The following is a 25,704-nucleotide window of genomic DNA, read 5'->3' as shown; positions in this document are numbered from 1 at the left end:
GGAACCGGACCCCATTCCCAACCCCCCGGGTCCGGAGCCCGTGCCGGGCGAACCCAGGCCGGGCCCGCTGACATAGGGGGAAGGCGAGGCACATGAATGTGGCCCATAAATGTGGCCCGGCGTGAACTCCACGCCGGGCCACAGCCACAGTCACGGCCACAGGTTCAGGGGCGCGGGGAACGGCGCGACCGGCTACAGGCGACCCGCGGCCGCCGTCCGGTCAGCGCCCCCTCAGCGCCCCCGCCCCCGCAGGCGGTTCTCAGGCCTCGACCTCACCGCGGCCCTGGCCCCACAGCGTGTGGAACGACCCCTCCCGGTCGACCCGGCGGTACGTGTGCGCCCCGAAGAAGTCCCGCTGTCCCTGCGTGAGCGCCGCGGGCAACCGCTCGGCGCGCAGCGCGTCGTAGTACGCCAGCGCCGCCGCGAACCCGGGCGTCGGCACGCCCTGCCGCGTCGCGGCGACCAGCACCTCGCGCCAGTCGTCCTGCGCCGCCGCGATCTCCTGGGCGAACGTCTCGTCGGACAGCAGGCTCGGCAGGTCGGGCCGGGCGTCGTACGCCGCGCGGATCCGGTCCAGGAAGGCCGCCCGGATGATGCAGCCGCCACGCCAGATGGAGGCGACCTTGCCCAGGTCGATGTTCCAGTCGTACTCGTCGCGGGCGGCGTCGATCTCGTGGAAGCCCTGGGTGTACGACACGATCTTGGAGGCGTACAGCGCCTGCTCGACCCGGTCGGCGAAGGCGCCGGCCTCGGCCGCGCTGAGCGGGGTCGCCTTGGGGCCGGCCAGCGAACGCGAGGCGTCGCGCAGCGCGGCGTGGCCCGACAGGGAGCGCGCGAAGACGGCCTCGGCGATACCGGACACCGGAACGCCCAGGTCCAGCGCGATCTGCACGGTCCAGCGGCCGGTGCCCTTCTGCTCGGCCTGGTCGACGACCACGTCCACGAACGGCTTGCCGGTGGCCTCGTCGACGTGCGCCAGCACCTCGGCCGTGATCTCGATCAGGTACGAGTCGAGGCGTCCGGTGTTCCAGGTGCGGAAGATCTCGGCGATCTGCGCGGGGGTGTAGCCGGCCACGTCCCGCAGCAGCTGGTAGGCCTCGCCGATCAGTTGCATGTCGGCGTACTCGATGCCGTTGTGGACCATCTTCACGAAGTGTCCGGCGCCGTCCGGGCCCACGTGTGTGACGCACGGAGCGCCGTCGGCGGCCTTGGCGGAGATCTTCTCCAGCATCGGGCCGAGGGAGTCGTAGGACTCGACCGGACCGCCGGGCATGATGCTCGGCCCGTTGAGCGCGCCTTCCTCACCGCCGGAGATGCCCGCGCCGACGAAGTGGATGCCCTGCTCGCGCAGCGCCGCCTCACGGCGGCGGGTGTCGGCGAAGTGCGCGTTGCCACCGTCGATGATCATGTCGCCGGGCTCCAGGAGCGGCGCGAACTCCTCGATCACCGCGTCCGTCGGCCCGCCCGCCTTCACCATGACGACCAGGCGCCGGGGGCGCTCCAGCGCCTGTACGAAGTCCTTGGCGGTCTCGGCCGCGATGAAGTCGCCCTCGTGCCCGTGCTCCTTGATCAGCGCGTGGGTCTTCGCTGCGGAGCGGTTGTGGACCGCCACCGTGTAGCCGTTGCGAGCGAAGTTGCGGGCGAGGTTGCTCCCCATGACCGCGAGGCCGGTGACGCCGATCTGGGCTGAAGTGCTCATACGGTTGGCTCCTATGGATCCTGATATCGGTGGTGCCGTTCCTGCCCGCCAGTATTGTCCTTCCGGCCATCCTGACGTGCACCGGCCCCGTCCGCACTGCGCGGCCTGCCGGGATTGAGTACGCGGGAAGGGCCCTACCTGCCTCAATGGGGCGCGCAACCCGATGCATTGCGCGCCGTCCCTGGTCACTCGCGCGCCGGACGGGGGAACTTACGCGCCGGAGCAGGTCGCTTACCCGCCACTCGCGGGACGGGAGCGGCTGAATTTTCGTCTTGTCCTGGCCAGTTCGTGGCGCTTACTTTTGCGGCTCATGGCACAGGCGAGGGGGGCTTTCCCATGGCCGTACGCGGTCGGCACCGGCGGTACCAACCGAACAGGATCAACCGCGCCTCACTGACCGTCACGGCGGGCGGCGCGGGGATGGCGCTCCCGCTGATGGGCACCGGGGTCGCGGACGCGGCCGATGTCGAGACCTGGGACAAGGTCGCGGCCTGTGAGTCCACCAACGACTGGAACATCAACACCGGGAACGGCTACTACGGCGGCCTGCAGTTCAGCCAGTCCACGTGGGAGGCCTTCGGCGGCACGAAGTACGCCGCCCGCGCGGATCTGGCCACCAAGGAACAGCAGATCGCGATCGCCGAGAAGGTCCTCGACGGCCAGGGCCCCGGTGCCTGGCCCGTCTGCTCGGAGCGTGCGGGCCTCACCCGCGGCGGCGAGGGGCCCACTCGCCAGATCGAGGACGTGAAACCGCAGACCACGCCCCAGTCCCAGGCCGGCAAGGTCGAGATGTACACCGTGGTGCGTGGCGACACCCTCTCCGAGATCGCCGACGCCCACGACGTCAGGGGCGGCTGGCGCGGGCTCCACGAGGCCAACCGCACCACCGTAGGCTCCGACCCGAACGTGATAATCCCCGGCCAGCGCCTCAGTCTGAACACGGCGGGCCAGAAGAAGGAGCAGAAGAAGGAACACAAGCAGGAGCAGAAGCAGGAACAGAAGCAAGAAAAGAAGCAAGAAAAGAAGAAGGTCCAGAAGCAGCAGAAGCAGCAGGCATCCGAGAAGCGGCAGGAGTCGGCGTCGCGCGTCGCCCCCGTGAGCGCCTCGCTCGGCACGCCCTACCGTGCTTCGGGCTCCTCCTGGTCGAAGGGCTACCACACGGGCGTCGACTTCCCCGTGTCGACCGGCAGCACGGTGAAGTCCGTGGCGGCCGGGGAGGTGGTCACCTCGGGCTGGGGCGGCTCCTTCGGGTACCAGGTGGTGATCCGGCACGCCGACGGCCGGTACACGCAGTACGCCCATCTGTCGGCGATCTCCGTGAAGGCCGGGCAGAACGTGAGCGCCGGACAGCGCATAGGCCGCTCCGGTTCCACGGGCAACAGCTCGGGCCCGCATCTGCACTTCGAGGTGCGGACGGGGCCCGGCTTCGGCAGCGACATCGATCCGATCGCCTATCTGCGGGCGGGTGGGGTTCGGATCTGACGTGGTGCGGGAGGCCCGGTCCGGGCCTCCCGCTCAGGATTTCACGCGGTCGCGATGCCGGTCGAGGAGTGCCCTGGACACATACGGCTCGCCGTGGAAGGGAAGGGGCAGCAGGCTGCCGGGCGGGACGTCGTCCTCGTACTCCGGGGTCCGCCGCAGGAACGGGGCCGGTACGACCACGGCCTTGTCCAGGTCGAGCGGATCCTCGACCACTCCCGGCGTCCCGTCGGTCTGTCGCGGCAGACCCGCGAGCAGCTTCTCCACGGTGAGCGACTCCAGGTCGACGGTCCCGGCCGCCGCACCCTGGGACATCGCCGCCGCCGGCTGCCCGTCCGTCGGGACCGGGAGGGCCTCGTCGGTCCCCTCCGTCCGCACCTCGTCGGCGAGCCGCTCGGTGGTCAGCAGGATCAGGCCGCCCGCCGCGACGACGCCGCAGGCCAGCGCGAGCAGGGTGCCGGTCGTGCCGTAGCGGAACGTCTCGCCGAACATCGTGATGCCCACCGCGGCCGCCACCACCGGGTTCACCACGGTCAGCGTGGCGAGCGGGGCCGCCAGGCCGCCGCCCCGGTACGCGGCCTGGGACAGCAGCAGACCGGCCGTGGCGAAGACACCGATGAGCGCGAGGGTCGGCACGTCGGAGAGGGCGACGCCGTCCGTCCAGTCGACGGCGACCGTCTTGGTGAAGACCGAGGACATGCCGAACGCGACACCGGAGGCGATCGCGAGCAGGATGCTGCGGACCGCAGGGTGCCGGTGCGCCGCGCGTCCCGCCACCATCAGTGCGGCGACCGCGCCACCGCTGACCACGGCCACCAGCACCCGCTGGGCGCTGTCCAACGACTGGGCGTCGGCCGAGCCGACGAGGGCGAGGAGGCCCGCGAGACCCACCGTCGCCATGATCGCGCCCCGCCAGGCCGTCGCGCCCGCCCTGCGGCCCACGAAGAGCGCCGCCATGGGCAGGGCGAAGACGATGGTCAGCGCGCCGAGCGGCTGCACCAGGCTCAGGGGGCCGTAGGCCAGGGCGACCACGTGCAGCAGCCCGCCGAGGCCGTTCAGCCCGACGGCGGCCCACCAGACCGGCCGGCGCAGCGGTGCGTACGCCTGGTCGGGGGAGGACACCGCGACTCGCTCCTGGACGATCGCCCCGCCCGCGTAGGCCACGGCGGAGACGAACGACAGCAGTACGGACAACGCGAGGGCGCTCATGTGCGGCTCCTCAGCGAAGCGCGGGGGCTCCCGGCCCGGCGCGGTGAACGCTCGGCTTTCATGGTGTCCACGATGCCTCGGACGGGCGTCGGCGTCGTCGTACCTGAGCACTCAAAAAGTCCTACTGCCGTTGGAGTACGAGGAGCCCGCCGTCATACCCCAGGGGGGCGACACGGGGTGCAGGCCGCCCGGTGAACGCGGGTACCAGCCCTGGTACTACTGGTCCTCGTGGATCAGGACCCCGGCCTCACCGCCCTCGCGGCCCTCGGTGACTTCTTCGTACTACGCACGGGACGACCACCGCACGGCCGGCCGCCCACGCTCGCGGAGGCCTACGTGGCACGGGATGCCGATGTGGAACGGGAGGTTTACGCGAATCCCGTAATTTTCCGTGTCCGGAAGGTCGCGCGGAGTCTCCGGACGACCGAGCCGCGCGTGGCGGCGTCCATCGCCCACCTCGGATTCGCCGCCCGCCTGTGGTCGGTGGCCCTGGGATCGGCCGCCCTGTACGGACGCGTCCCCGACCTCGACCCCCGCCTGCTGCGCTGGGACGCCGACGCGAGCGCCCCGGACGAGCTGTGGCTGGCCGAGGTCCGCGGCCTGCCCGTCGAGCGGATCGGCGAGGTCGTCCGGGAGGGCCACCTCGTGCCGCTGGCGGGGTCGCTGCGTGCTCAACTGCGGCTGTCCGAGCGCCTGTTGTGGGGCAACGCGGCCTCCGCCCTGATGGGTGCCGTGCGTCAGATCGATCACTGGGCGGCGGCCAACGGCCATGGGGAGGCGGGGAGTCGGGCCCGCGCCCTCGCCGCCGACCTGTTCGCCCATCCCACCCTGCGCGGCACGCTCGACCCGGTCACCCTTCGCCGGCGCAGCTGCTGCCTCTACTGCCGCCTGCCCGGCGGCGGGCTGTGCGGCGACTGCTGTTTCGACCGGCCGCCCGGCGCCCGCTCCGGTCGCGGTCCTCGCTCCTGACCCGGGGGTGCGCCCGCGCGAACATCGTGGTCTTCCCCAACCGACCCTTCTGAGTGACCATGTGGGAACCAGCCGCAGAGACAGGGGGTTCCGGGTGCGAGTCGGCCTGCTGACCCGGGAGTATCCGCCCGACGTCTACGGTGGCGCGGGCGTTCATGTCGAGTTCCTCGCCGACGAGTTGCGGCCCCTGGTCGACCTGGAGGTGCACTGCTGGGGCGAGGGCGCCGCCGGCGGTGTCGTACGCCACCGGCCCTGGTCCGCGCTCGACCGCGCCAACGACGCGCTGCGCACGTTCTCCGTGGACCTCTCCATCGCCGCCGGCCTCGAAGGCCGCGAACTGGTCCACTCGCACACCTGGTACGCCAACCTGGCCGGCCACTTCGGCAAGCTGCTGCACGGCGTCCCGCACGTGATGACCGCGCACTCGCTGGAACCGCTGCGCCCCTGGAAGGCCGAGCAGCTGGGCGGCGGCTACGCCCTGTCCAGCTGGGCCGAGCGCACGGCGATCGAGTCCGCCGACGCGGTGATCGCCGTCTCCGGCGCCATGCGCGACGACATCCTCGGCTGCTACCCCGCCCTGGACCCGGCACGGCTCCACGTCGTCCACAACGGCATCGACACCTCCCTCTACCGGCCGGACCACGGCACGGACGTGCTCGACCGCCTCGGCGTCGACCCCGGCCGCCCGTACGTCCTGTTCGTCGGCCGCATCACCCGGCAGAAGGGCGTGCCCCATCTGCTGCGCGCCGTGAGGGACATCGACCCGGCCGCGCAGGTCGTCCTCTGCGCGGGCGCGCCGGACACCCCGGAGATCGACCGGGAGTTCCGGGACCTCTTCGCGGAGCTGAGCCGTGCGCGCGAGGGCCTGTTCTGGATCCCGCAGATGCTGCCGCGCCCGGACGTGATCCAGCTCCTCACCCACGCCGCCGTGTTCGTCTGCCCGTCGGTGTACGAGCCGCTCGGCATCGTCAACCTGGAGGCCATGGCCTGCGGTACGGCGGTGGTGGCGTCGCGGGTCGGCGGTATCCCGGAGGTCGTGGAGGACGGAGCCACGGGCCTCCTCGTGTCGACCGACGAGGACTTCGAGAACGGACTGGCGCGCGCACTGGACTCGGTGCTCGCCGATCCCGTGGCGGCCGCCCGGATGGGCGAGGCCGGCCGGGAACGGGCGGTGCGGGAGTTCGGCTGGGACGCGGTCGCCCGGCGGACGGTCCGGCTTTACGAGGAAGTCCTCAAACAGGGGTAGTCACGGGGTAGTCACAGGGCAGTCAGGATCAGCGTTCGGCACGACCGGGCGTAGAGGGGCGGCGGCATGCGGCGTGGTGGACCTACGGTGCTGGGAATCGTACTGGCGGGCGGTGAGGGCAAGAGACTGATGCCCCTCACGGCCGACCGCGCGAAACCGGCGGTGACTTTCGGCGGCACGTACCGCCTGGTGGATTTCGTTCTCTCCAATCTCGTCAACGCGGACATCCTGCGCATCTGCGTGCTCACGCAGTACAAGTCGCACTCGCTGGACCGGCACATCACCACGACCTGGCGGATGTCGAGCCTGCTGGGCAACTACGTCACCCCGGTCCCGGCCCAGCAGCGGCTCGGCCCGCGCTGGTACCTGGGCAGCGCCGACGCGCTCCTGCAGTCCCTGAACCTGGTCCACGACGAACAGCCCGAGTACGTGGCCGTGTTCGGCGCCGACCACGTCTACCGCATGGACCCCCGCCAGATGCTGACGCAGCACATCGAGGGCGGCGCGGGCGTGACGGTGGCCGGCATCCGGGTGCCGCGCGCGGAGTCGTCGTCCTTCGGTGTGATCACGCCCGGCTCCGACGGCCAGACCGTCGAACGCTTCCTGGAGAAGCCGTCCGACCCGCCGGGCCTGAGCGACGACCCCGAATGCGTGTTCGCCTCGATGGGCAACTACATCTTCACCACCAAGGCCCTGGTGGAGGCGCTCCAGCGGGACGCGGAGGACGAGCACTCCGTCCACGACATGGGCGGCTCGATCCTGCCCCAGCTCACCGACCGGGGCGAGGCCCAGCTGTACGACTTCAGCGCCAACCACGTACCGGGCGAGACCACCCGTGACCAGGGCTACTGGCGGGACGTCGGCACCCTCGACGCCTACTACGACGCCCATATGGACCTCATCGCCGAGCGCCCCGCCTTCAACCTCTTCAACCGCAGCTGGCCCATCTACACCAGCTCCGGCCAGCTCTCCCCGGCCCGCTTCAACGCGGGCGGCATCGCCAGCGAGTCGATCATCAGCGCGGGCTGCCTGATACGCGGCCAGGTCACGCGGTCCGTTCTCTCCCCGGGGGTGGTCGTGGACCCGGGCGCGGTCGTCCAGGGCTCCGTGCTGCACGACAACGTCCACATCGGGCGAGGCGCGGTCGTCCGGGGTGCCGTGCTCGACAAGAATGTCCAGGTGCCTCCGGGGGCCACCATCGGAGTCAATCCCGAGCGCGACGCCGAGCTCTACACCGTCTCCCGGGGCGGGGTGATCGCGTTGGGCAAGGGGCAGCAGGTGTCCTAGCCCTTCAGGGTGACCGCGTTGCACACAGATGTCGCATGAGTCCCGCCTTTTATCGGAGGCGGGACTTAATCTGTTGTTAACTGTGCGTAGCTTGATCGTACTTGACCGTAATCGGCCAACAGCGATTGACTACCGACTCACCCGTCGTCGACGCGAGGCAAGCCATTGAATTCTGACCTGCTCGCCCCCCTCGACCTTGCGTTCTGGAACATCGAGTCCGCCGAACACCCCATGCACCTGGCCGCCCTCGGCGTCTTCACGGCGAACTCGCCCACCGCGGGCGCCCACGCCGCCGAGCTGCTCGCCACGCGGGCCGTCGCGGTGCCCGGGCTGCGGATGCGGATCCGGGACGTATGGTTCCCGGACGTCCGGCTGCCCCTGGCGTTCGGCGGCGCGACCCGGGAGCCCGTCGATGACTTCGAGCCCTTCGACCACGTACGGCTGCACGCGCCGACCGCCGACTTCCACACGGTGGCCGGACGGCTGATGGAGCGCCCGCTGGAGCGCGGCCGACCCCCCTGGGAAGCGCATGTGCTGCCGGGGGAGGACGGCACCTCCTTCGCCGTGCTGTTCAAGTTCCACCACGCCCTCGCCGACGGACTGCGGGCGCTGACGCTCGCCGCGGCCGTCATGGACCCCATCGACATGCCCGCGCCCCGGCCACGCCCCGCCGAGCCCCCACGCGCCCTCCTCGACGTGCGCAAACTCCCCGACCTGGTCAGAGGCACGCTCTCCGACCTGGGGCGCGCCCTCGACATCGGCGCCTCCGTCGCCCGCACCACGCTCGACGCGACCCTCGGCGCCCGATCCTCGGCCGCGCTGACCTCCGTGGCCAGCGGCACCCGCCGAACCGCCGGGGTGCTCGTGGACCTCGACGACGTGCACCGGATCCGCAAGACCGTCGGCGGCACCGTCAACGACGTCCTCATCGCCGTGGTGGCGGGCGCGCTGCGCCGGTGGCTGGACGAGCGCGGGGACGGCAGCGAAGGGGTCGCGCCCAGGGCGCTGATCCCCGTCTCCAAGCGCCGGCCGCGTACGGCGCACCCGCAGGGCAACCGGCTCTCCGGGTATCTGATGAAACTGCCGGTGGACGATCCGGACCCGCTGCGCCGGCTGCGTACGGTGCGGGCGGCGATGGACCGCAACAAGGAGGCGGGGCCCAACCGGGGCGCGGGCGCGGTCGCCCTTCTCGCCGATCATGTGCTGCCGCTCGGTCACCGTCTCGGCGGACCGCTGGTCAGCCAGGCCGCCCGCCTCTGGTTCGACATCCTCGTCACCAGCGTCCCCCTCCCGAGCCTCGGGTTGCGGCTCGGTGGCTGTCCGCTGGCGGAGATCTATCCGCTGGCTCCGCTCGCTCACGGGCAGTCTCTCGCGGTGGCCGTCTCGACGTATCGGGGGAGCGTCCATTACGGGCTGGTCGCCGACGCGGAGGCCGTGCCCGATCTGGAGCGGCTGTCAGGGGCGGTCGTCCGGGAGGTGCGGGAGCTGTTGGCGGCGTGTGAGCCCTGACACGTGACGCGGGGCGCCCGATCTTCCTCGTCCAGGGGCTGCGTGCCCCTTCGACCCCCGGTCAAAGAGTTCGGGGCTCCGCCCCGGACCCCGTTCGCGCAGTTCCCCGCGCCCCTTCAGGGGCGGCGGGGGCGGGACTCGGTTTTTTGGTGACCGGGCGCGGCGATCCGTACAATCCACCGTTCGGTGGCGGACGCGGTGGGCGGACCGCGGTGATCAGGGAAACGGCAGCGCGATGACGGTGACAGAGGACGGCCCCGCGACCACGGACGAGGTCGCGTACGGCCCCGGTATCGACCCGGAGCGGCTCGCCGTGTGCCTCAGCGTGCTGGAGGAGCTCGACAAGCTGGAGGTCGACCACCCGGACGCGATCGCGGTGCGCCGGGCGACGGCCGGCGTCTACCGCACGGTCAAGCAGCGCCGCCGCCAGGAACGCCGCGCCGCCAAGACCGCGCACGACAAGGCGGTCACGGAGTCCACGGCCACCGGCTCCGCCCAGCGCATCGACGACGAGACCGAGGGCATCCTGCCGTCGTCCGTCACCGAGGAGGGGAAGATCGCGGGGATACTCCAGCGCCCGCGCTCCTGCTACACCTGCAAGACCCGGTACGTGGAAGTCGACTACTTCTACCACCAGCTCTGTGCCGACTGCGCCCGCCTGAACCGCGGCAAGCGCGACGCCCGCGCCGACCTCACCGGCAAGCGCGCCCTGCTCACCGGCGGCCGGGCCAAGATCGGCATGTACATCGCGCTGCGGCTGCTGCGCGACGGCGCGCACACCACGATCACCACGCGGTTCCCCAAGGACGCCATCCGCCGCTTCAAGGCCATGGACGACTCGGCGGACTGGATGCACCGGCTGGAGGTCGTCGGCATCGACCTGCGCGACCCGGCGCAGGCCGTCGCCCTCGCCGACCGGGTCGCCGAGGCCGGTCCCCTCGACATCCTCATCAACAACGCGACCCAGACCGTGCGCCGTCTGCCCTCCGCCTACGCCGCCCTGGTGGACGGGGAGAGCGCCCCGCTGCCCGCCGGTGAACTCCCCGCGCACCACGTCATCGGCGCCTTCAACTCCGGCGCCGTCGACGGTCTCGCCGCGCTGCCCGTCGGCATCAGCGGCCTCGACGCGCAGCAGGTCGCCGACCTCGCCCTGGTCGCGGGCAACGCCAGCGTGGCCCGGCACCTCGACGGCACCGCCATCGACGCGGGCGGCCTCGTGCCCGACGTGGTCGACAGCAACACCTGGGTGCAGACCATCGAGCAGATCTCCCCGGTGGAACTGCTGGAGACCCAGCTGTGCAACTACACGGCGCCCTTCATCCTCATCAGCAAGCTCCGCCCGGTGATGGCCGACGCCGCCCGGAAGGCGACCAGTTCACGCGCGTACGTCGTGAACGTCTCGGCCATGGAAGGCGTCTTCGGCCGTGGCTACAAGGGCGCGGGACACCCGAACACCAACGCCGCCAAGGCCGCGATGAACATGGTCACGCGGACCAGCGCGCAGGAGATGTTCCAGACCGACGGCATCCTCATGACCTCCGTCGACACCGGCTGGATCACCGACGAGCGCCCCCACTTCGACAAGCTGCGCCTCGCCGACGAGGGGTTCCACGCCCCGCTCGACCTGGTCGACGGCGCGGCCCGCGTCTACGACCCCGTCGTTCGCGGCGAGCAGGGTGAGGATCTGTACGGCGTCTTCCTGAAGGACTACGCGCCCGGCAAGTGGTGAGTCGCCCTCGCCCGGTCCGACACCAGCTCCAGCACCGTCCGCCAGTCCTCCAGAACCCCGGCGTCCATGCCGGGGGTCCAGCCCGCCTCGTCCGCGTGCCGCAGGGCCAGCACGTCCTCGACGAGCGTGGCGTCCGCCCACCCGCCCGCGTGCAGCCGCACGAGGTCGTCCGCGCCCAGGGCCTGCAGGCGCACGAGGCGGGCGACCCGCTCACCGAGCAGCGGTCGCACCGCGTCGGCGGCCAGATCGGCGTGACCGGTGTCGTCACCCGGACGGAGCAGCCGCCCGATGGCGTGCACCAGGCCCGCCACCTGCAGCTCCTTGTCGGCGGGCCGGCTCCGGCGCAACAGCGCGGCGGTCCGCAGCGCGTGCTCGTACGGATCGACCGCGGCGCCCCGGCGGTGCTCCGGTGCCGTGCCGCCGCCCCGGCAGGCGTGCAGCAGATCCATCAGCTCCTCGACGCTGCGCAGTTCCATCCGCCGGTCCTCCCGAGTCCGCCCGCGAGAAATGCCGTTGCGGTACATGAGCAGATCATGGTCGGCTTGCGATTCGGCCAACAAAACCTGAACTACGTACCGGGAGCGGCGATCCGATGGGTCGTCGGGTCGGTGCGCGGTTCGAGTACTGAGCCGAACGGGTGATGAGAAACCGAACAAATGGGTCAAATTCCCCTAGGGTGGGGCCTGCTGGGCGCTGAACGACTCAGGACAGTTACCTCTTGTTTTCAGCCCCATCGAGCGGCCGCCCGCTCATTTGGTTACTCTGTACCGGACGGACAGCCTTATATGGGTCCCACCCACACCCACGGTCCGTCCCGGGACAAGCCGGTCACCACGGCCTGCTCTCACACCACGTAAGCCGGCGCCACCGCGTCCGAACTGACATCGACTCAGACCCGAGCGGACGTCAGGCGCACAGCGGCAGGCTGGGCCGACGTCCCGAGGGTGACCCGACACATAAGGAGTGCGCGGTGACACCAGAGAAAACGAATCGCGAGCAACGCCCCGAGGAACACACCGAGGGCGGCGGCCGGTCGAAGAAGGAACTGGGCAGCCTGGACGTGTGGGCCAGGTCCGCCCCGATCCGACTGGCGGGCTACGAGGACGACCTCGCCGAGCCCCACATCCTGCCCAGCGTGGACTGAGCGGGAGCACCGCGATCGCCGTCTGCATGGGCGTGCCAGACTCGCGCCCATGCAGATCAGAGAAGCCACCGCCGACGACTGGCCCGGCATCTGGCCGTTCTGGCACCGCGTCGTGGCCGCCGGCGAGACCTACACCTGGGACCCGGACACCTCCGAGGAAGCCGCCCGCGCCCTGTGGATGGCCCCCGCCAAGCGCGTGTACGTCGTCGAGGACGAGAACGGAACCGTGGTCGGCTCCGCCTACCTCGCGCCCAACTACGGTGGTCCCGCCGCCCGCGTCGCCAACGCGGGCTTCATGGTCGACCCCGACCGCGGCGGCCGTGGGATCGGCCGCGCCCTAGCCGCACACGTCCTCGCCGAAGCCGGCGCCCAGGGCTACCGGGGCATGGTGTTCAACGCCGTCGTCGAGACCAACCCCGCCGTACGGCTGTGGACCTCCCTCGGTTTCACGGTCCTCGCCACCGTCCCGGACGCCTTCGAGCACCCGAAGGACGGCCTGGTGGGGCTGCACATCATGTACAAGGCGCTGTGACGTGACCGGTCCCGTGTGCCGGTAGGCGCCGGGAGGCGGCCGGTCCTGCCCACCGAGGGTTCGGACGGGCCAGGCCCAACTCGACGAGCTGGAAGCCCCGTCGGGGCAGGGCCACAGGGGTCGCTGCCCCGACGGAACTCGGTCGGCCGGGCGACGCGTCACCGGTGCCCGGCAGAGGCTGTCGCCGTGTGCGGCGCTCCCCGGCTCAGCCGAAGTTCACGTCGCTGCACCACATGTAGGCCTGGTCGAGGTGCGAGGCCTGCCAGATCACGAACAGGATGTGGTGTCCGGTGTAACCGGAGGTCTGGACGGGGAACGTGATGTTCTGCGCCGGGGCGAAGCGGCCGGTCTGCGTGATGAAGTCGAGGTTGCCCCAGCCCAGGGTCTGGGTCTTGGGGTTGAAGCCCTGCTTGCTCACGTAGACCCTGAGGTAGTCGGCACCGTGGGACGCCTGGTCGTACAGGTGGACCGAGAAGTTGTTGCCGACGGTGGTGGTCTTCCACTGCCCGGGCCTGTCCAGGCTGGCGTTCCTCGAGAGGTTGTTGCTGCAGAGTGTCCCGTCGGGGGTCCGGGCCTGGAACTGGCCGCCGAGGCCGTCGCGGAGCGCGCTCATCCAGTTCCACATGGTGTCGGGGTTGGCCTGGAAGGCCTGCCAGCACATGGGGTCTTCGGTCTGCATGGCCGGGTTGGTGTGGTTGTTGCCCCATGTCTTCCAGCACTGGTACGCGCGGGAAGCGGGGCCGACGATGGTGCCGTGAGCCTGAGCGGGAGCCGACCAGGTCAGTGCGCCGACAACCACGGCGAAGAGCATGACGAGCGCCTGGAGGGGCCGGCGGAGGGATGATCGCGAACGTCCGGTCGTCGGACTTTGTGTGCGCATGTGGGGGGAGCTCCTTCCGGTTGCGAGGCTGTCATGGGAGCGCTCCCAACGGTAGATATCCTGAGTCGGATGTCAATGAGACGGACGGAGTTGATTACAGGGGCGGACGACGATCAGGGGGTCCGTGGGTCCGACCGGGCAAGTCGCCCGGTCAGGGGTTGCGCGCGGGCGACCTGGCCAGCCGCGTCGGTGGCAGGAACTCCCGCACGTACGTCCGCTCCCAGCACGCCCCGGTCTCCCGCAGCTCGCGCCAGGTCGTGTAGCGGTAGCGGAAGAGGCGGGCGCGGACGAAGCGGGGCGGGGCATCGGCGGGGAAGGGCGAGCGGCGCAGCAGGCGGAGGGTGTCGCGGTCGTTCTCCAGGAGGCGTTCGACCAGGGCGCCGAACCAGGAGCCGGCGTACGCGGGGGAGAGCGCGGCGAACCACATCAGCCAGTCGAGCCGCAGATGGTACGGGGCGAACTGGCGGGGCCAGCGCCTCGGGTCACCCGGCTTGCCCTTGAACTCGTACTCCCGCCATGCGGAGTCCTCGCGCGGTACGTCGTCCGCCGTGCCCTCGACCACCACCTCGTACCGCACCCGGCTGACGCTGCCGAACGCCCCGTAGGTGTTGACCAGGTGCAGCGGGTCGAAGGAGCGGTTCATGACCTGGCGGCGGGAGATCATGTTGCGGACCGGGTGGTAGCTGAGCCAGAGGACCAGCGCCGCCACGGCGAGCACGACGATCGTGTACCACAGCGGCGGACCGGGGGTCCGCGGTGCGGTCGTGCCGAAGTCGACGGCGGACAGGGCCAGCACGATGGTGATCCAGTTCAGCCAGGCGAAGTTGCCGGAGAGCACCAGCCACAGCTGCGTCGCGATCATCAGCGAGGCGGCGGCCGTCGCGACCGGCTGCGGGGCGAAGAGCAGGAACGGGACCACGAGCTGTGTGACGTGGTTGGCGGCCACCTCGACGCGGTGGAACGGCTTCGGGAGGTGGTGGAAGAACCAGCTGAGCGGGCCGGGCATCGGCTGGGTCTCGTGGTGGTGGTCCAGGCAGGTGAGCCTGCGCCAGCACTCGTCGCCGCGCATCTTGATCAGCCCGGCGCCGAACTCGACCCGGAAGAGCACCCAGCGCAGCAGGAACAGCACGACGACCGGCGGCCCCACCTCGTCGTTGCCGAGGAAGACGGCCAGGAAGCCGACCTCCAGGAGCAGCGACTCCCAGCCGAAGGAGTACCAGGTCTGGCCCACGTTCACGATCGACAGGTACATCGCCCACGGCACGAGCCACAGCAGCATGCCGGCCCACAGGGGCAGCAGGGAGTCCACCCCGGCGACCAGCGCCACAGACACGGCGCAGCCCGTCCAGGCCCATGCCGCGAAGAAGCGGTCCGAGTAGTGGCGGTGGAACACGCTCGGCGCACGCCGGAACGGCACCCGTTCGACGAAACGGGGCACCGGCAGCATGCCCCGCTCGCCGATCAGTGCGCGGAACTGCAGGGCCGCCCCCAGGAAGGCGACCACGTAGATCACGGCCAGGGACCGCTGGAAGAGCAGTCGGCTCAGCCAGAGGTCGGGTGCGGTGAACCAGTCCACGGCACCGACGATAGTGAGGGGATCGATGTCCGGTCCGATGTCGGCCCCTCCACTCGAATAATCGGGCAAATGCTGTCAAAGTGTCCCCATGGTTGATCGGGGAGCGAGTGACTCGGACGTCCCGGACGACTGGCTCTCCCACCCGGACCCCGTCCTGGCACTCAACCTCATGGGCACCTTCGACTGGGACCTCGACGCCGGTGCGCTCCACATGGACGCCAAGGCCCACGAGATCTTCGACCTGCGCCCGGAGGAGTACGACGGCAACCCCGAGACCCTGTCCATGCGGGTGCCCCCGATGGAGGGCTACAGACTCGACGCCATGGTCTCGCAGGCCCTGAAGGACGGCAGCGAGAACTACGGCGCCTACTTCCGCCTGCGGCTGCGCGACGGCAGCCTGCGCTGGACGCACACCCAGGGCTACATCCGCCGCGACGCCACGGGCCGCCCGTACCGGGTCATCGGCATCGTCCGTGACGCCACCCGCGAACTGAACGAGATCGGCTCCCACACCGAGCGGGCCTCCCTCGACGAGGTACGTCGCAGACAGACCAACGTCGTCCAGGTCATCACGGCCGCCCTGGCCCACGCCCGGACCGTGCAGGACGTGATCGACGTCCTGGAGGACACCGACGGCCTCACCCACCTCGGCGCGACCAGCCTCGTCATGGGCCTGGTGGAGGCCGGACGCGTCCGGATGGTCGCCGCCGGCCCCGAGGACAGCTATGTGCCCGGCACCAGGATCACCCGCCTCGACGTGAAGTACCCGATGAACGAGGTCGTACGGCACCTCTCCCCGCACTTCATCGAGTCACCGGAGGAGTTCGCCGAGTCCTATCCGCTGCTGTGGCCGCACATCACCGACCTCAAGATCACCTCGGCCGCGTATCTGCCGCTGATCGTGCAGGCCCGCCCCATCGGGGCGATGGGGCTCCTCTACAACGACCGGAGGGGCTTCAGCTCCGAGGAGCGCGACGTCCTCATCGCGCTCGGCAGCAGCATCGCCCAGAGCCTGCAGCGGGCCATGTTCTACGAGCAGGAGAAGGACCTCGCCGAGGGGCTCCAGCAGGCCATGCTGCCCCGGTCCATCCCCAGCGTCCCGGGCGCCGACATCGCCGTCCGCTACCGCGCCGCGTCCTTCGGAGGCTCGCTCGGCCGGGACATCGGCGGCGACTGGTACGACCTGATCCCGCTGCCCGGCGGGCGTGTGGGCGCGGTCATCGGCGACGTCCAGGGTCACGACACGCACGCGGCGGCCGTCATGGGTCAGCTCCGCATCGTCCTGAAGGCCTACGCCACCGAGGGCCACACCCCGGCCACCGTGATGGCACGGGCCTCCGCCTTCCTGCACGAACTCGACACCGACCGCTTCGCGACCTGCCTGTACGCGGAGGCCGACCTGTCCACCGGAGTGGTCCAGGTCGTCCGGGCCGGGCACATCGACCCGCTGGTGCGGCACACCGACGGCACCTGCCACCGGATCAACGTGGAAGGAGGCCTGCCGCTCGGGCTGTCCGCCGAGTTCGGGGGCCTGGAGTATCCCGTCACCACCGTCGAGATGTTCCCCGGCCAGACGCTGCTGCTCTGCACCGACGGCCTCATCGAACAGCCCGGCGCCGACCTCGACGACGGCATGCGGACGCTGAAGGCGCTGATCGCCACCGGCCCCGACGACGTCGACGATCTCGCCGACCGGCTCATCGACGTGGCCGAGGAGAGGGGCGGCGACGACGATGTGGCCCTCCTGCTGCTGCGACGCCGCAGCCGCAGTGCCGAGCAGCCCGGCGGGCGGCTCCAGCAACACGTCGCGCCCGGCGATCCGGAGGCGCTCACCGAGGCCCGGCACATGATCGGCGCGGCGGTCCGCACCTGGGGCGCGCGGGATCGGGCCGACGAGATCGAACTCGTGGCCGACGAGCTGATCACCAATGCGCTCATGCACACGGAGGGCGCCGCCATCGTGACGTTGCGGGCGCTCGCCGGACCCGACCGGCGCTTGCGGGTGGAGGTCGAGGACTCCTCCAGTGCGCTGCCCCGCCGGCGGGAGGCGGGAGAGGCGGGGGTGTCGGGGAGGGGGTTGCTGTTGGTGGACCGGCTGACGGATGTGTGGGGAGTGGAGGCGCGGGGCGGGGGGAAGTGCGTGTGGTGCGAGTTCGTGCTGCCGGGTGGCTCGTAGTTCGGTGCGGGTGCGGGTGCGGGTGCGGGTGCGTGGGGCTTCTCGCGCAGTTCCCCGCGCCCCTGAGAAGCAGGGGCTGCGCCCCGTGCTTCTCGGGCCTGCGGCCGCGTCCCGGGTGAGAGGCCCCCGCCCGCACGCACCCGGCCCGGCGACGCGGCCCGTGGCACTCTTGATGTATGCCCGAGTTGCCCGAAGTGGAGGCTCTCCGGGACTTCCTGGTCGACAGACTCGTCGGCCATGAGGTCGTCCGTGTGCTGCCCGTGGCCATCAGCGTGCTGAAGACGTACGACCCGCCCCTGAGCGACTTCGAGGGCCGGGAGGTCACCGACGTACGGCGGCACGGGAAGTTCCTCGACCTCGCGGCGGACGGGGGCGAACTGCATCTGGTGACGCATCTGGCGCGCGCCGGATGGCTCCAGTGGAAGGACCGGTTGCCGGACGGTCCGCCGAAACCCGGCGGCAAGAGCCCGCTCGCGTTGCGGGTCGCCCTGGAGACCGGCGAGGGCTTCGACCTCACCGAGGCCGGCACGCAGAAGCGGCTCGCGGTCCACCTCGTACGGGACCCGGCGGAGGTGCCCGGCATCGCCCGCCTCGGCCCGGACCCCCTCGCCGACGACTTCGACGTGACCCGCTTCGCCGGGCTCCTCGCCGGGGAGCGGCGGCAGATCAAGGGCGCGCTGCGGGACCAGAGCCTGATCGCGGGGATCGGGAACGCGTACAGCGACGAGATCCTGCACGCCGCGAAGATGTCGCCCTTCAAGCTGGCCTCGTCGCTGAGACCGGAGGAGATCCGCCACCTCCACGAGGCGCTGCGCGCCACGCTCACCGAGGCCGTGGAGCGCTCCCGGGGGCTGGCGGCCGGGAGGCTGAAGGCGGAGAAGAAGAGCGGGCTGCGGGTCCACGGCCGTACCGGCGAGCCCTGCCCGGTGTGCGGCGACACCGTCCGGGAGGTCTCCTTCAGCGACTCCTCGCTGCAGTACTGCCCGACCTGTCAGACGGGCGGCAAACCCCTCGCCGACCGACGTCTGTCACGGTTGCTCAAGTGACCCGGACCGAGAGCTCGAACAGCCCGGAACCGACGGCCGGCCATGATCCGCAACCATTGAAGGTACGGACCAATCCTGGACGGAATCAGGGGCGGGAATCGGGGGCGGACCGGAGCCGTTCCGGGCCGGCGCGGAGCCGGTCCGGTGGACCGGGTCAGCGCCAGGCCGGGGCCTTGATGGTCACCAGGAGTTCGCCGTCCTGGCTGCGTACCTCGAAGTGGTCGATGTCCTCGCGCTGCATCGCCGTGCCCCCCATCATCTCGGATGCCTTGTCGGCGCCCTCGGGGGACTTCCAGTTGGCGGCCGTCTCCTCGGAGCCGTCCTTGCCGACCACGACGAGCCGGCAGGCGTGGGCGCCGTCGGCTTCCTTGACCTTCAGCTCGATGTCGCTGCCCCAGAGCCGCTCCTCGGCCTTGACCTCGGCCCACACGCCCGTCTTGGCGTCGGTGGCGGCGACGGTGTCCGGAGCCTCGCCCGGACCTGCGAGAACGGCCACGGCGGGACCGCCGACGGCGATGACCACGGACGCCGCGAGGGCGAACAGCCAGCGCCTGCGCTTCGCCCGGTGGCGGGCGGCAACCTCGTCGAGCAGCCGTCCCAGCATCCGGGGGCCGGGCGCCGCGAACGGGTGCACGGCGCGCGGTGTCGCGTTGCGGTAGAGCATCAGCTGCCGGGCAGCCGGACGGAACTCGGTGACCTGTACCGCGCACTGCGGGCAGCCGCGGACATGGTCCTCGAAGTGGAACGAATCCACCTCGTCCAGCACGCCCAGCGCGTACGCGCCGACGTCGTGATGACGATCCTGGGACCACATGGCAATTCCTCGGGCCGGTGTGCGGTGGGGGTTGCTTCCTGCCCCCACCGGTACGGACCAGACCGGCGAATCACTCAAGCCTCACGACAATGCCAACCAAAAGATTCGGAGCCCTCCGCCGCGCGGATTGGTCCGGAACCGAGAAAGTTGTTTCACCGAGGCCGGGACGGGTGGACGGCCGAACCCGCACACGGGGCGTCCGGGCTAGAAGAGGTGGATCGCCAGGTGCCCCAGCGGCAGACCGAGCCGCCATGCGGGTGTCCAGACCTTTGGGCCGTCGTCCTCTCCCAGCACCGCGCCGCCGCCCGGCACCGCGTCCAGGTCCGGTGCGAGCAGCTCCGTCTCCTCCAGCCAGCGCCACGTGGAGGCCGCCAGCTCCAGATCCGGGGACGGGCCGCCCGACTCCATCGCCTCGGCGGTGAAGTCGGCCAGGCGCTCGCACACCCAGTCCTGCCACGGCTGGTCGTACGCCGTCAGCGAGAGCCAGGTCTCCAGCTGGGTGACGACCCGGATGCCGGAGAGCTCACCGCCCGCGTCCGAGAGGAAGATGGTCAGTGCCAGGGCGTCCCGCCCCGCGCGGAACTCGAAGGACGTCGGCGGCATCAGGTCGCCCGTCCGCAGCAGCTCCTCCGCGATGTACTCGGCATAGAACCACGCCATCGGGACGGCCAGTTCTCCGCCGCCGGCGCCGTCCGTGCTCTCTTGACCTCTGTGCAGCATCCCTTCCTGCCTTCCTCCGGTGCGTGCGCGTCGCCCGACCCCGGGCCTGGAGACCAGGCCCCGGCCCCCATCCGGAACACGGATAGAAGACAGCTGATTGCTCAACGGGGGTCCTCAGCAAGGCGCTTTACGGAGGTTTGACTCGGCCATGGGTTTCACCGCAGGTCGGCCGCGTATCCCGGAAGCACCCGGCGTAGGGCGCGCAGTGCGTAGTACGCGCGGGACTTCACCGTACCGGGCGGGATCCCGAGGGCTTCGGCGGCTTCCGCCACACTCGCCCCCTGGAAGTACACCTGCACCAGTACTTCACGGTGCTCGGGAGTGAGTGTCTTCACAGCTTCCCGCACATCGAGGGTCGCCACCGACCGTTCGGCGTGATCGGTCATCACGCGGGCGTTCTCCAGCACCGCGTCCCCCACCTCCGCGGGACGCGCCTGCCGGGCCCGACGCGCGTCGATGGCGAGTCTCCGCCCGACGGTGAGCAGCCAGGGGCGTACGGAGTCGAAGTCGTCGGCGCGCAGCGCCTCGGGATGCTGCCAGGCGCGCACGAAGGTCTCCTGCACCAGGTCCTCGGCGCGATGGCGGTCCCCGTCGGAGAGCCGCAGCAGCAGGGCGAAGAGGGGTCGGCCGTGTTCGCGCTGGAGCTCGGCCAGCTCGTGTTCGGCGGTCGTCCCGTTGGTGATCGTGGTTCCGGCCGTCATGGCCGTATGGGAACGCGGGGCGCCTCGCGGGGACAGAGGCCGGTCAAGGATGTGCGGCGGGCGGTCGAACCTGTCGACGAACGGTGCGACGAACGGTCGGCGGAAGCTAGGGCACCACGGTCACCGGCCAGCGGCCCGCCTTCACCAGGCGCACGGCGACCGAGCCGACGATGCGGTGGCCGGCCTGCTGGGAGGCGCCCACCACGACCGCGTCCGCCTTGAGGCGCTCCGCCGCCGCCACCAGGCCGCTGTACGGGTCGCCACGGAAGGTGTGGAACTCCCAGCGCACCTCGAAGATCCCCTTCACCTGCTCGGCGGCCTCCCGGATCTCCGCCACCAACTGCTCGGCGATCTCCTCGGTCGTGCCCGCCACCGGCACCCCGAGCGCCGCACTGGTCGCCAGCGGCGGCTGCACGTACACGATGGCGAGCAGCGCGTGCTGGCGGCGGGCGAGACCGGCGGCGTAGGCCACGGCGCGCAGGGAGGTGTCGGAGCCGTCCAGACCGACGAGGACGACCTTGGGTCCGTCGGTCCCGCGTTCGAACCGCTGTGCTTGCTGATCGGTCACGGTCGCGAGGCTATCCGAGCAGCCGGCCCCCGGCGTGCGCCGGGCGGTCATCAAAGGCGCGGAAATTTACTCTCATCGTGTGATTTCATGCCGCCGCACCGGTGTCGTGGTGGTGCGCCGTCCCCGCCTTGGTCGACTGATGAGTCATGACGAAGGATCAGATGCCCACGGGGCGCCGCCTGTTCACCCGTCGCCACCTGTTGACCGGCGCGGCCGCCCTGCTGGGCGCCGCCGGTACGGCGGGCACCGCCGCCCTGCTCGTCGGCGACGGGGGCTCCGCCCCGGCACCGGCCGGAGCCGGCTCCCCGGCCGCCGGTCCGGTCGGCCGTCCCGCGCTCGGGCCCACCGCGTACCGGCTGGAGCCCATCGCCGGGTACGGCCCGCGCACCCGCCGCCGGACCCTCGTCCCGGCCGGCGTCCGGCGCGAGCCGTTCCTGCGGGTGGACGGACGCGGCCGGAGCATGGTGCTGACCTTCGACGACGGCCCCGACCCCCGCTTCACCCCGGACATCCTGCGCATCCTGCGTGACCACGACGTCCGGGCGATGTTCTTCGTGTGCGGCGAGATGGTGGTCCGGCGGCAGGACCTGCTGCGCGAGATGGCCGACGACGGCCATGTGGTCGGCAACCACACCTGGTCCCATCCGCTGCTCACCACCCTCTCCCGCTCCAGGGTCCACACCGAGATGGCCCGCACCAGCGAGATCATCGAGAAGGCGTACGGGGAACCGCCGCTGTGGTTCCGTGCCCCCTACGGTGCCTGGAACCGGGCCGCGTTCCGGTTCGGTGCCGAACTCGGCATGGAGCCGCTCGGCTGGACCGTGGACACCCTGGACTGGCGGATGCCGGGCGCGCACACCATCGCCGAGCGCGTGGAGGACGGCGCGGGTCCCGGTGTCGTCGTGCTCTCCCACGACGCGGGAGGCGACCGCTCGCAGAGCGTGGCGGCCCTGCGCGAGTATCTGCCCGAGCTGCTGGAGTCCGGGTATCGCATCACCGTGCCGCAGCGGCAGTACGTGGAGGACCGATGACGTCCGTGGGCTTTCGCCCGCCGGCCGGGAGCGCTCAGCGCACCTCGACCAGGCGGGCGAACACGACGACGTTCCCGTCGTAGCCGTTCTGCTTGGAGAAGCCGCCCCCGCAGGTGATGACCCGCAGTTCGGGAATCCCGTTGTTCCCGTAGACACGGTCGCCGGGGAAGTTGTCCTTCGCGAAGACCTCGACGCCGTAGGTCTCGAACACGGCGGTCCTCCTGTCCGCCCGCCGGATCTCGATCTTGGCGCCCTTCTTCAACGCGCCGAGCCCGTAGAACACGGCCGGGCCCTGATCGTTGTCGACATGGCCGACGACGACGGCCGTGCCCTTCTCCCCGGGCGAGACCGCGCCGGTGAACCAGCCCGCGAGGTTCGGGTCGCGGGCCGGGGGCGCGTCCACCCAGCCCTGGGCGTCCAGTCCCACCGCCACGGCCGGCGCGTCGACCCGGATCGACGGGATCCGTACCCGGTCGACCATGGCGTACGGCAGCGGGTCCGGGGCATGCGCGAAGGTGCCGTGCGGGGTGCTGCGGCTGTCGGCGGCCGCCGCCGACGCGGGTTGCGGCGGGCCCTCGTCGAACTCCCCCGAGCCGTTGCGGATGAGAGCGAGACCGGTGAGCAGAACCAGCGCTATCACGCCCCACGGAGCGCGCTTCTTCCGCGGCTCCTCCCATTCGGCCTCGGCCGCTCCGGACGAAGACATTCGCCATCCCCTCTCGACACGGCCGTCACCGTGTGCGTCGCGCGTACGAAAAAGCTAAGCGCGCCGCACCGCGACGGCGACGGGACAGGTGCGAACGGGTGGCGGCGCGGCGGAGTTCTGCGCCATCCGAGTTCGCCTCCCCGAGGAAATTTCTGACAGTCCGTGACCTGCGGTGATATCCGATCATGCGGAGATATCCCCGGCGTGTCCCCTCACCGGCACTCACCAGGACGGACCAGCCCCGAAATGCGGGCCCGCGCACGGCATCTGAGGGTCTTTCTGGGAGGCGCTTTCTCGCCGATCGACCGGGGACGGGACCCGGGGCGTCTTCCGCGGAGGATCACATGCGTACTACTCGCGTCCTGGCGGCCACGGCCGCCGCGGCCGCCCTGGTCGGTGTCGCCGCGCCGACGGCAGCCGCCTGGGACCAACCGAGCTCGGTCACGGCCGCTCCCAACGTCATCGCCCGTGGTGGGCAGATCGTCCTCACGGTCAAGGGCGGTGACGCGTGCGCGACCGCCGGCAGCACGATCAGCTCGAACGCCTTCCCGACCACCAACCTCGCCTCCATGGGAGGTACGACCGCCACGGCCAGGGTGCGGGTCAACTCCGACGCCAGTCCCGGCTCGTACAGCGTCACCACCCACTGCGAGGGCGAGCGCAAGACGTTCACCGGCGTCTTCACCGTCATCGGCGGTGTCCGTGGTGGGCTCGGCGGCAGCACCTCCACCGGGGCCACCACCACCGACATCGCGATCGGCGGCGGACTGGTGACGGCGGCGGTCGTCGGCGGTGGCGTCTTCTGGATGCGGCGCCGCTCCGAGAACAAGATCTGAGCCCGGGAGCGAGGAGCCGGCTCGGCCCGCGAACGACAACCGACCCGCGAGGAACGACAACCGACCCGCGAGGAACGACAACCGACCCGCGAGGAACGACAACCGACCCGCGAGGAACGACAACCGACCCGCGAGGAACGACAACTGAAAGCCGCACAGCCCTACGCCCCGGAACCCGTAACGGTCCGGGGTGAAGGGCTGTCGGGGGTGTCGCGCGGGCGGCGGTCAGGAGTGGCTGCCGTCCTCGGGGCGACGGCGCGACCAGTGCCAGGCCACGCCCAGCGATCCCGCGACGAGCGCGGCGCCGAGGCCGATCTCCGACAGGTCGAAGCCCGCGACGGTGCCGCCGGCCCCGGCGTGGGAGCCACGGGTGGGGTGGTGGCCGGGGTGCCGGGTCGGGTGGACGCCGATGATGGTGAGATCCGTCCGGCCGCTCTCGTCGCCGCACTGGAACGTGACCTCGTACACCGTGCCGGGCCTGGCGTCCGCGTCGACCGTCGCCGTCGCCGAGGACCGGCCCCTGGGGATGCTGACGGCGTCGAAGACACCGGAGGAGACGGTCGTACGGCGGTGGCAGCCGTCCACGCGCAGGATCACCTGCCCGCCGGGGGCGACGGCCGAGGGTGTCACCCCGAAGCCGAACGACGTGATGTCACTGCCCCGTGCCGCGTGCGCGGCGGGGGCGGAGAGGGAGAGGGCGGTCACGCCCAGCAGAGCGGCCGAAGCGACGCGTATCGCGCGCATGGTGGAGCCTCCGGGTCCCCGAGGAGCCTGCTGCGGACCGTTTCCGCCTGCGCCTGAAATGCACCTCGATGACCGAAACGCTAGGAAGGCGCGCCCGGCGGCGCGATCGCAGTCGCGCGAATGGGGCAAGCGTGTGCTCCGCACAGGGGACCGGCATACGTACGGCCGGAGGGACCGTCACCCGCCCGCGTTCGGGAACAGGGCCAGGAACGGATCCGCCGTGGCCGAAAGTCCCCGGCTGTAGGGCGCGTCGAAGTCCCAGACCAGGAACAGCAGGAACGCGATGAGGGCGGAGAACAGCCCGGCGAGGATCAGTTCGCGCGCCGTGCGCCGGATCTGCAGGGCGAACACCATGCCGACCGTCACGACGGCGCCGATGATCAGGCCGAACCACACCACGCCGGGCATCGTCTCGCCGGTGGAGTCCGCGCGGCTGCCGCGCGCGGCGTCGGCCACGGCGACCTGGTCCAGCAGCGGCTGATAGGCCTGCGCCTCGAAGTCGCTGCGCGGCTCGTAGTCGGTGACCTCGTGGCGGACGGTGTCGAACAACTCGGTCCCGCGCTCGGTCACCTCGCCCTTCTCGGCCATCACCTTCCACTCGGTGGTCACCACGTGGCCGACATAGGCGTCGATGTCCGCGCGGATCCGGTCGCGCACGTCCTCCGGGTACACCCGCACCCGCTCACTGATCTCGTGCAGGGCCTGTGCCTCCGTCTGGACCTGGTCCTGGGCGGCGCTGCGGGCCTCCCAGACACCGGCGATGGCCAGACCCAGCACGATGGCGTACACCACGCCGATCATCATGGTGATGTACTCGATGACGTCCGGGGTCTCGGACGGGTCCTCGTCCGCGGGTGCGGCGTGATGCCGTACTACGGCCACGATGAGGACGACCAGACAGGCCGCCCCCATCGCGAGGGTGAGAACAAGCCATTCCGACAAGAGGTTCCTCCAGGAATCAGCGCGGACGCAGGGCCGCGGCGGCGAACACCGCGGGCACGGTGACGAGCAGGGCGAGTGAGACGAGCGACGGTCCGGAGCGCTTGGCCCGCGCGTGGGACGGGGCCCGGTACGGCGGGAAGCTCACCGGGGTAGGCGACACC

General features: G+C 71.0%; 24 protein-coding genes. 12 read left to right on the top strand and 12 right to left on the bottom strand.

Annotation, left to right across the window (positions count from 1 at the left end):
• Positions 1-259: 259 nt before the first annotated feature.
• A complete protein-coding gene (gnd, locus tag RM704_RS43770; RefSeq protein ID WP_033532409.1) occupies positions 260-1,699 on the bottom strand; it encodes an NADP-dependent phosphogluconate dehydrogenase in 1,440 nt (479 codons plus the stop codon).
• Between the two features lie 336 nt (positions 1,700-2,035).
• Here gnd and RM704_RS43765 point away from each other — a divergent pair, with 336 nt between their 5' ends.
• Positions 2,036-3,181, top strand: coding sequence for a transglycosylase family protein (locus RM704_RS43765; protein WP_033532410.1), 1,146 nt, complete (start codon positions 2,036-2,038; stop codon positions 3,179-3,181).
• Between the two features lie 33 nt (positions 3,182-3,214).
• On the opposite strand, the gene RM704_RS43760 is transcribed toward RM704_RS43765, so the two are convergent.
• Entirely contained in the window at positions 3,215-4,387 is a 1,173-nt protein-coding gene (locus tag RM704_RS43760) for a DMT family transporter (protein WP_192829879.1), read from the bottom strand.
• A 228-nt stretch (positions 4,388-4,615) separates the two neighbouring features.
• On the opposite strand from RM704_RS43760, the gene RM704_RS43755 reads away from it, so the two are divergent.
• The 5 genes from RM704_RS43755 (at position 4,616) to RM704_RS43735 (ending at position 11,127) form a co-directional block, all read left to right on the top strand.
• Complete coding sequence (locus RM704_RS43755; protein ID WP_033532412.1) at positions 4,616-5,356, top strand: ferric iron reductase; 741 nt, start codon at positions 4,616-4,618, stop codon at positions 5,354-5,356.
• A gap of 94 nt (positions 5,357-5,450) precedes the next feature.
• A complete protein-coding gene (gene glgA / locus RM704_RS43750) occupies positions 5,451-6,602 on the top strand; it encodes a glycogen synthase (RefSeq protein ID WP_033532413.1) in 1,152 nt (383 codons plus the stop codon).
• A 66-nt stretch (positions 6,603-6,668) separates the two neighbouring features.
• On the top strand, positions 6,669-7,889 hold the full coding sequence (gene glgC / locus RM704_RS43745; protein ID WP_033532414.1) for a glucose-1-phosphate adenylyltransferase: 1,221 nt from the start codon (positions 6,669-6,671) through the stop codon (positions 7,887-7,889).
• A gap of 165 nt (positions 7,890-8,054) precedes the next feature.
• Complete coding sequence (locus tag RM704_RS43740; protein ID WP_033532415.1) at positions 8,055-9,398, top strand: wax ester/triacylglycerol synthase family O-acyltransferase; 1,344 nt, start codon at positions 8,055-8,057, stop codon at positions 9,396-9,398.
• Positions 9,399-9,633: 235 nt separating this feature from the next.
• A complete protein-coding gene (locus RM704_RS43735; RefSeq protein WP_033532416.1) occupies positions 9,634-11,127 on the top strand; it encodes an SDR family NAD(P)-dependent oxidoreductase in 1,494 nt (497 codons plus the stop codon).
• On the opposite strand, the gene RM704_RS43730 is transcribed toward RM704_RS43735, so the two are convergent.
• The gene (locus tag RM704_RS43730; RefSeq protein WP_033532417.1) at positions 11,106-11,603 is read right to left on the bottom strand and encodes a hypothetical protein; all 498 of its coding nucleotides are present in this window, start codon (positions 11,601-11,603) and stop codon (positions 11,106-11,108) included. The genes RM704_RS43735 and RM704_RS43730 overlap by 22 nt on opposite strands.
• Positions 11,604-12,097: 494 nt before the next feature.
• On the opposite strand from RM704_RS43730, the gene RM704_RS43725 reads away from it, so the two are divergent.
• Together RM704_RS43725 and RM704_RS43720 are read left to right on the top strand one after the other, a co-directional pair.
• A complete protein-coding gene (locus tag RM704_RS43725) occupies positions 12,098-12,271 on the top strand; it encodes a hypothetical protein (RefSeq protein ID WP_192829880.1) in 174 nt (57 codons plus the stop codon).
• A 49-nt stretch (positions 12,272-12,320) separates the two neighbouring features.
• Entirely contained in the window at positions 12,321-12,803 is a 483-nt protein-coding gene (locus RM704_RS43720; RefSeq protein ID WP_033532418.1) for a GNAT family N-acetyltransferase, read from the top strand.
• A gap of 205 nt (positions 12,804-13,008) precedes the next feature.
• Here the strand turns inward: RM704_RS43720 and RM704_RS43715 are convergent, their stop codons facing one another.
• Together RM704_RS43715 and RM704_RS43710 are read right to left on the bottom strand one after the other, a co-directional pair.
• On the bottom strand, positions 13,009-13,683 hold the full coding sequence (locus tag RM704_RS43715; protein WP_498076445.1) for a lytic polysaccharide monooxygenase auxiliary activity family 9 protein: 675 nt from the start codon (positions 13,681-13,683) through the stop codon (positions 13,009-13,011).
• Positions 13,684-13,834: 151 nt separating this feature from the next.
• On the bottom strand, positions 13,835-15,259 hold the full coding sequence (locus RM704_RS43710; protein WP_033532420.1) for a lipase maturation factor family protein: 1,425 nt from the start codon (positions 15,257-15,259) through the stop codon (positions 13,835-13,837).
• An 88-nt stretch (positions 15,260-15,347) separates the two neighbouring features.
• On the opposite strand from RM704_RS43710, the gene RM704_RS43705 reads away from it, so the two are divergent.
• Positions 15,348-17,435: a SpoIIE family protein phosphatase gene (locus RM704_RS43705; RefSeq protein WP_033532421.1), complete on the top strand. Its 2,088-nt coding sequence runs from the start codon at positions 15,348-15,350 to the stop codon at positions 17,433-17,435.
• 176 nt (positions 17,436-17,611) lie between these two features.
• Entirely contained in the window at positions 17,612-18,481 is an 870-nt protein-coding gene (locus RM704_RS43700; RefSeq protein ID WP_033532422.1) for an Fpg/Nei family DNA glycosylase, read from the top strand.
• A 154-nt stretch (positions 18,482-18,635) separates the two neighbouring features.
• Here RM704_RS43700 and RM704_RS43695 read toward each other — a convergent pair whose 3' ends face one another.
• From RM704_RS43695 to RM704_RS43680, 4 genes are all read right to left on the bottom strand, one after another.
• Positions 18,636-19,295, bottom strand: a complete 660-nt coding sequence (locus tag RM704_RS43695) for a hypothetical protein (RefSeq protein WP_033532423.1) — start codon at positions 19,293-19,295, stop codon at positions 18,636-18,638.
• 204 nt (positions 19,296-19,499) lie between these two features.
• Positions 19,500-20,015 (bottom strand): hypothetical protein, encoded by a 516-nt coding sequence (locus RM704_RS43690; protein ID WP_033532424.1) that lies wholly within the window; start codon positions 20,013-20,015, stop codon positions 19,500-19,502.
• A gap of 155 nt (positions 20,016-20,170) precedes the next feature.
• The gene (locus tag RM704_RS43685; RefSeq protein WP_033532425.1) at positions 20,171-20,716 is read right to left on the bottom strand and encodes a sigma-70 family RNA polymerase sigma factor; all 546 of its coding nucleotides are present in this window, start codon (positions 20,714-20,716) and stop codon (positions 20,171-20,173) included.
• Positions 20,717-20,822: 106 nt separating this feature from the next.
• The gene (locus tag RM704_RS43680) at positions 20,823-21,284 is read right to left on the bottom strand and encodes a universal stress protein (RefSeq protein ID WP_033532488.1); all 462 of its coding nucleotides are present in this window, start codon (positions 21,282-21,284) and stop codon (positions 20,823-20,825) included.
• Between the two features lie 146 nt (positions 21,285-21,430).
• On the opposite strand from RM704_RS43680, the gene RM704_RS43675 reads away from it, so the two are divergent.
• Complete coding sequence (locus RM704_RS43675) at positions 21,431-22,315, top strand: polysaccharide deacetylase family protein (RefSeq protein ID WP_033532426.1); 885 nt, start codon at positions 21,431-21,433, stop codon at positions 22,313-22,315.
• Positions 22,316-22,349: 34 nt separating this feature from the next.
• Here the strand turns inward: RM704_RS43675 and RM704_RS43670 are convergent, their stop codons facing one another.
• Positions 22,350-23,021: a class F sortase gene (locus RM704_RS43670; RefSeq protein WP_033532427.1), complete on the bottom strand. Its 672-nt coding sequence runs from the start codon at positions 23,019-23,021 to the stop codon at positions 22,350-22,352.
• 344 nt (positions 23,022-23,365) lie between these two features.
• Between RM704_RS43670 and RM704_RS43665 the strand changes: the two genes are divergently transcribed.
• Entirely contained in the window at positions 23,366-23,857 is a 492-nt protein-coding gene (locus RM704_RS43665; protein WP_033532428.1) for a hypothetical protein, read from the top strand.
• A gap of 225 nt (positions 23,858-24,082) precedes the next feature.
• Here RM704_RS43665 and RM704_RS43660 read toward each other — a convergent pair whose 3' ends face one another.
• Both RM704_RS43660 and RM704_RS43655 read right to left on the bottom strand, forming a co-directional pair.
• Entirely contained in the window at positions 24,083-24,601 is a 519-nt protein-coding gene (locus RM704_RS43660; RefSeq protein ID WP_033532429.1) for a hypothetical protein, read from the bottom strand.
• Positions 24,602-24,778: 177 nt separating this feature from the next.
• A complete protein-coding gene (locus tag RM704_RS43655) occupies positions 24,779-25,543 on the bottom strand; it encodes a bestrophin-like domain (RefSeq protein ID WP_033532430.1) in 765 nt (254 codons plus the stop codon).
• Positions 25,544-25,704: the final 161 nt, after the last annotated feature.

The organism is Streptomyces gottesmaniae, from assembly GCF_031845845.1.
Lineage (GTDB): Bacteria > Actinomycetota > Actinomycetes > Streptomycetales > Streptomycetaceae > Streptomyces > Streptomyces akebiae.
Note: the sequence above shows the minus strand (reverse complement) of the source record. Positions and strands in the feature narration are given on the sequence as shown.